This window comes from Mesorhizobium sp. M7A.F.Ca.AU.001.01.1.1 (assembly GCF_004022735.1).
GTDB lineage: Bacteria > Pseudomonadota > Alphaproteobacteria > Rhizobiales > Rhizobiaceae > Mesorhizobium > Mesorhizobium ciceri.
In genome coordinates this window covers 1-5,853 of record NZ_RZPF01000408.1, presented here as the reverse complement: position 1 = coordinate 5,853, position 5,853 = coordinate 1, and the positions used below count along the sequence as shown (strand labels likewise).

Sequence of the window (5,853 nt, the reverse complement as noted above, 5' to 3'; positions counted from 1 at the left end):
GACCGGCGCGCCGGGCCGGCTCGACCTCGTCGGCACCACCGGCAATGGCGCGCCGGTCTATGTCGACTATGCCCACAAGCCGGACGCGCTGGAAAACGTGCTGGCTTCGGTACGGCCGTTCACCACCGGTCGTGTCATCGTCGTGTTCGGCTGCGGCGGCGACCGCGACCGGGGAAAAAGGCCGATCATGGGCGAAATCGCGACGCGGCTTGCCGATGTCGTCATCGTCACCGACGACAATCCGCGCTCCGAAGTGCCGGAAACGATCCGTGCCGCTATTTTGGCCGCTGCTCCAGGTGCCATCGAGATCGGCGACCGGCGCCAGGCGATCCACGAAGCGGTCGCCATGCTGCATGCCGGCGACACGCTGATCGTGGCCGGTAAGGGCCACGAGGAAGGCCAGACGATCGGCTCCGAGACCTTGCATTTCTCCGATCATGAGGAAGTCCGCGCGGCACTCACGGAGCGCGCAGCATGAGCTTGCTGTGGACCTCCGAAGCGCTGGTTGCCGCCATGGACGGGCGGCCGCTCGGGCCGATGCCGGAGGGGATTTCAGGCATTTCGATCGACAGCCGCAGCCTGCAGCCGGGCGACGCCTTCTTCGCCATCAAGGGCGAGGCGATGGACGGCCATGACTTCGCAACCGCCGCCATCAAGGCTGGCGCTGGCGTGCTGGTGGTGGCCGAAGGCAAGCTGCCGTCGCTCGGCCGGTTGACAGCGCCGATCATCGTCGTCGAGGACGTGCTGGTCGCGCTGGAAAAGCTTGGAGTTGCATCGCGCGCCCGCTCGAGCGCGAAAATCATCGCTGTGACCGGTTCGGCCGGCAAGACCACCACCAAGGAAGCGCTGCGCCATGTGCTGCAAGCCGTAGGCAAGGTGCATGCCTCGGCGCAGTCCTTCAACAATCACTGGGGCGTGCCGCTGACCTTGGCGCGGATGCCTGATGATTGCGACTATGCCGTGTTCGAGATCGGCATGAACCATCCCGACGAGATCCGTCCGCTGGTCAAGATGGTGAGGCCGCATGTCGCCATCGTCACCATGATCGCGGCGGCGCATCTCGGCTTTTTCCGTAATCTGGACGAGATCGCCAAGGCCAAGGCCGAGATTTTCGAGGGGTTGGAGCCCGAGGGGGCCGCCGTCCTCAACCGCGACGATGCCCGATTCAAGCTGCTCGACAAGATGGCCCATGCCGCCGGTGTCGAGCACGTCTACGGCTTCGGCGAGAATGCGCGCTCTACCTTCAAGCTCACCAAATGCGAACTGCATGCCGATCATTCCGACATCACCGCCAGGATCGGCGGCCACGAAGTGACGGCGCGGATCGGCGCGCCCGGTCGCCATATGGTGCAGAACGTGCTGGCGGTGCTGGGTGCGGCGCATCTGGTCGGCGCCGATCTCGACAAGGTTGCTTCAGCACTGGCCGATCTCTCCGCCGAGCGCGGGCGCGGCAAGCGCCATGTGCTGCGCCATCCCGGTGGTTCGACTTCGAGCCACCCCGGTGGACTGATCACGCTGATCGACGAAAGCTACAACGCCAATCCGGCATCGATGGCTGCTGCGATGGCGTTGCTCAACGCGACGCCGGTGACGGGCGAGGGCCGCCGCATCGCCGTGCTCGGCGACATGCTCGAACTCGGCGACCATTCGACCAAGCTGCATGCGGCCCTTGCCGATCTCATCGTCGGCACGGGCACGCAGACCGTTTTTCTTGGCGGCCCGGAAATGCGGGCGCTGGCCGAAGCGCTGCCGGCTGACATCAAGACGGAATACCGCGCCGGTGTCGAGGAGCTGAAGCCGGTGCTGCTTGCCGCGCTCAAGCCGGGTGACGTGGTGATGATCAAATCGTCGAAGGGCATCGGTTTTGCAAAACTGGTCGATGCGCTGCTGGGCAAATTCCCGGCTGAATCGACAACCAGAAAACAGACCTAGGTCGGGGGACGAAAGCGCATGTTCACACTGCTCGTCGATTTTGCGGACAAGGTCTCGGTCTTCAATGTCTTCCGCTACATCACCTTCCGCACCGGTGGGGCGCTGATCACGTCGGCGCTGATCGTCTTCATCTTTGGACCGACCATCATCAATTCGCTGCGGCTGCGGCAAGGCAAGGGCCAGCCGATCCGCGCCGACGGGCCGCAGACACATTTCAAGAAGGCCGGCACGCCGACCATGGGCGGGCTGATGATCCTGTCGGGCATCATCGGCTCGTCGCTTTTGTGGGCGAACCTGTCGAGCATCTATGTCTGGGTGGTGCTGCTGGTGACGCTGGGCTTCGGCTCGATCGGCTTTTACGACGACTATCTGAAGGTCACCAAGCAGTCGCATCTCGGCTTTTCCGGCAAGGCACGGCTGGCGCTGGAATTCGTCATCGCCGGCATCGCCGCTTGGGTGATCATGCACAATGGCCAGGCGCCGTTCTCGTCGTCGCTGACTTTTCCCTTCGCCAAGGAATTCATCGTCAATCTCGGCTGGTTCTTCATTCCGTTCTCCTGCTTCGTCATCGTCGGCGCCGGCAATGCGGTGAACCTGACCGACGGCCTTGACGGCCTGGCGATCGTGCCGATCATGATCGCGGCTGCCTCCTTCGGCGTCATCGCCTATCTCTCCGGCAACGCCGTGTTCGCCGAATATCTGCAGATCCATTTCGTGCCCGGCACCGGTGAACTCGCGGTCGTGCTCGGTGCGGTCATCGGCGCTGGCCTCGGCTTCCTCTGGTTCAACGCGCCGCCGGCGGCTATCTTCATGGGCGACACCGGCTCGCTGGCCATGGGCGGCCTGATCGGCACGGTCGCCGTCGCCACCAAGCACGAGATCGTGCTGGTCATCGTGGGCGGATTGTTCGTCGTCGAAATCCTGTCGGTCATCATTCAGGTCGGCTATTTCAAGATGACCGGCAAGCGGGTGTTCCTGATGGCGCCGATCCACCATCATTTCGAAAAGCTCGGCTGGACCGAAAGCCAGGTGGTGATCCGCTTCTGGATCATCGCCGTCATCCTGGCGCTGGTCGGCCTGTCGACCCTCAAGCTGAGATAGGAAGCCCTTTGATCCCCGCCGCATCCTTTTCAGGCAAGCGCGTTTCGCTCTTCGGGCTTGGTGGCTCGGGGATCGCGACGGCGCGCGCGCTGATCGAGGGCGGCGCGGACGTGCTGGCCTGGGACGACAATCCCGACAGTGTGGCCAAGGCCGCCATTGCCGGTATCGCGACCGCTGATTTGCGCGGCGCCGACTGGGCGAAATTCTCGGCCTTCGTGCTGTCGCCTGGTGTGCCGCTGACGCATCCCAAGCCGCATTGGACGGTGGAACTGGCGCGCGGCTCAGGCGTCGAGATCATCGGCGACATCGAGCTTTTCTGCCGCGAGCGGGTGCTGAGCGCGCCGACAGCGCCTTTCATCGCCATCACCGGCACCAACGGCAAGTCGACGACGACCGCGCTGACCGCGCACATCCTGAAAGCCGCGGGACGGGATGCCCAGATGGGCGGCAATATCGGCCGCGCGGTGATGACGCTCGATCCGCCCGAGCCCGATCGGCACTATGTCGTCGAGTGTTCGTCCTACCAGATCGACCTCGCGCCCTCGATCAATCCGACGGCCGGCATCCTGCTCAACCTGACGCCCGATCATCTCGACCGCCACGGCACCATGCAGCACTACGCCGCGATCAAGGAGCGGCTGGTGGCCGGCAGCGAGACGGCGATCGTCGGCATCGACGATTCCTGGTGCGCGCAGATTGCCGAGCGGCTGGAGCGGGCGGGGCGGCATGTCATCCGCATTTCCAAGCGCCTGCCGCTGACCGACGGCTATTTCGCCGATGGCAGCAATTTGATGGAAGCTGTGCACGGCCGTTACAGCCGTGTCGCCTTCCTCGAAGGCATCGGCTCCTTGCGTGGCCAGCACAATGCCCAGAACGCTCTGGCTGCGGTCGCCGCGTGCCTCAAGGTCGGGCTGGAGCTTGGCGAGATCCAGTCGGGGCTGGAAAGCTTTCCCGGCCTCGCGCACCGCATGGAGCAGGTCGGCCGCAAGGACCATGTGCTGTTCATCAACGATTCCAAGGCGACCAATGCCGATGCTGCGGCGCCGGCGCTGTCGAGCTTCGCGCGCATCTACTGGATCGCCGGCGGCCTGCCCAAGGAAGGCGGCATCGAACCCTTGCGCGGTTTCTACCCGCGCATCGCCAAGGCCTATCTGATCGGCGAGGCGGCGCCGGCGTTTTCGGCGACGCTGGGCGAGGCCGTGCCCTACGAGATTTCAGGCACGCTGGCCGCGGCGGTCGAGCACGCCGCGCATGATGCGGCTAAGGACGACAGCGGCGAGGCGGTGGTGCTGCTGTCGCCGGCCTGCGCCAGCTTCGACCAGTTCAAGAATTTCGAAGTTCGCGGCGAAGCCTTCAGGCAAGCTGCGAATGCTATCGAGGGTGTGAAACCCATCGGAGGGGCACGATAATGCAGAGCCGTCTCGACAAAAGTCCGGTTGCGACCTGGTGGTGGACGATCGATCGCTGGTTCCTGGCGGCGTTCCTGTCGCTGATGGGCCTCGGTATCGTGCTGTCCTTCGCGGCGAGCCCGGCGGTCGCCGAACGCATCGGCCTCGACAGTTTCCACTTCGCCACCAGGCAGATCATCTTCACCGTACCGGCGCTCGGCGTGATGCTGGCTGTGTCGTTCCTCGATTCCAGGCAGATCCGGCGCATGGCGCTGATCATGCTGTGCCTGATGCTGGTGCTGATGGTGGCGGTGCTCTACATCGGCGTCGAGGTGAAGGGCGCACGCCGCTGGGTGTCGCTTGCCGGCCTGTCGATCCAGCCGTCGGAATTTTTGAAACCAGCCTTCGTCATCATGTGCGCCTGGCTTTTCGCTGAGCACAAGCGCCAGCCCGACATTCCCGGCAATCTGTTCGCCATGTTGCTGCTGGTACTGGTCGTGTCGCTGCTGGTGGCGCAACCGGATCTCGGCCAGACCATGCTGACGACCGGCACCTGGGGCATCATGTTTTTCATGGCCGGGCTGCCCTGGCTGTGGATCGTTGCGCTGGGTGCCGCCGGCGTCGGCGGCGTTTTCGCCGCCTATACGGTGTTCCCGCACGTTGCCTTGCGCATCGACAAGTTTCTTACCGGCGAAGGCGACACATTCCAGGTCGATATGGGACGCGACGCGCTGATCAATGGCGGCTGGTTTGGCGTCGGACCAGGTGAGGGCACAGTCAAGCGCGTTATTCCCGACAGCCATGCCGACTTCGTCTTCTCGGTCGCAGGCGAAGAGTTCGGACTGATCATGTGCTTCTTCATCATGTCGATATTCGCCTTCATCGTGCTGCGCGGCCTCAACACGGCGCTGAAGGAGCATGACGATTTCACCCGCTATGCGGTCGGCGGCCTCGTCACCGTCTTCGGCCTGCAGGCGGTCATCAACATGTGCGTCAACCTCCAGCTTGTGCCGGCCAAGGGCATGACGCTGCCGTTCATCTCTTATGGCGGCTCTTCGCAGATCGCCATCGCCATCTCGATGGGGATGGTGCTGGCGCTGACACGCAAGCGGCCGGAAAAGCGCAAGCAGATGGGCTTTGGCCTGTCGCAACGCGCCGTGCCGGCGGAGTGATATGGCCAGAGGCGTCATCCTTCTCGCGGCAGGCGGCACCGGTGGGCATCTTTTCCCGGCCGAGGCGCTGGCGCATGAGCTGAACGAGCGCGGCTGGTCGGTGCACCTGGCAACCGACGACCGTGCCGAGCGTTTCGCCGGCCATTTTCCGGCCGCTGCCGTCCACCCGATCCAGTCGGCGACTATGGGCTCGAAAAATCCTTTTGCCCTGCTTGGTGCCTTCTGGAAAATCTGGCGCGGCGTGCGACAGGCTTCTGCCG

Annotated in this window: 6 protein-coding genes; all 6 read left to right on the top strand. The window is 64.2% G+C overall.

Annotation, left to right across the window (positions count from 1 at the left end; translation table 11 throughout):
- Positions 1-478, top strand: a 478-nt coding sequence (locus tag EN884_RS22600; protein WP_281034838.1) for a cyanophycin synthetase, incomplete at its 5' end; no start/stop codon positions are given.
- Positions 475-1,932 carry a UDP-N-acetylmuramoylalanyl-D-glutamyl-2,6-diaminopimelate--D-alanyl-D-alanine ligase gene (locus EN884_RS22595; RefSeq protein WP_063168312.1) on the top strand — a complete coding sequence of 486 codons (1,458 nt, stop codon included), beginning with the start codon at positions 475-477 and terminating at the stop codon, positions 1,930-1,932. The genes EN884_RS22600 and EN884_RS22595, both read left to right, overlap by 4 nt.
- Before the next feature lie 18 nt (positions 1,933-1,950).
- Positions 1,951-3,033: a phospho-N-acetylmuramoyl-pentapeptide-transferase gene (gene mraY, locus EN884_RS22590; protein ID WP_013530954.1), complete on the top strand. Its 1,083-nt coding sequence runs from the start codon at positions 1,951-1,953 to the stop codon at positions 3,031-3,033.
- Positions 3,034-3,041: 8 nt separating this feature from the next.
- Complete coding sequence (gene murD / locus EN884_RS22585; RefSeq protein ID WP_063168311.1) at positions 3,042-4,442, top strand: UDP-N-acetylmuramoyl-L-alanine--D-glutamate ligase; 1,401 nt, start codon at positions 3,042-3,044, stop codon at positions 4,440-4,442.
- Positions 4,442-5,593: a putative lipid II flippase FtsW gene (gene ftsW / locus EN884_RS22580; RefSeq protein ID WP_013530956.1), complete on the top strand. Its 1,152-nt coding sequence runs from the start codon at positions 4,442-4,444 to the stop codon at positions 5,591-5,593. The genes murD and ftsW overlap by 1 nt, the downstream gene beginning before the upstream one ends.
- Position 5,594: 1 nt before the next feature.
- A partial coding sequence (locus EN884_RS22575; RefSeq protein ID WP_206617623.1) for a glycosyltransferase occupies positions 5,595-5,853 on the top strand: 259 nt, incomplete at its 3' end.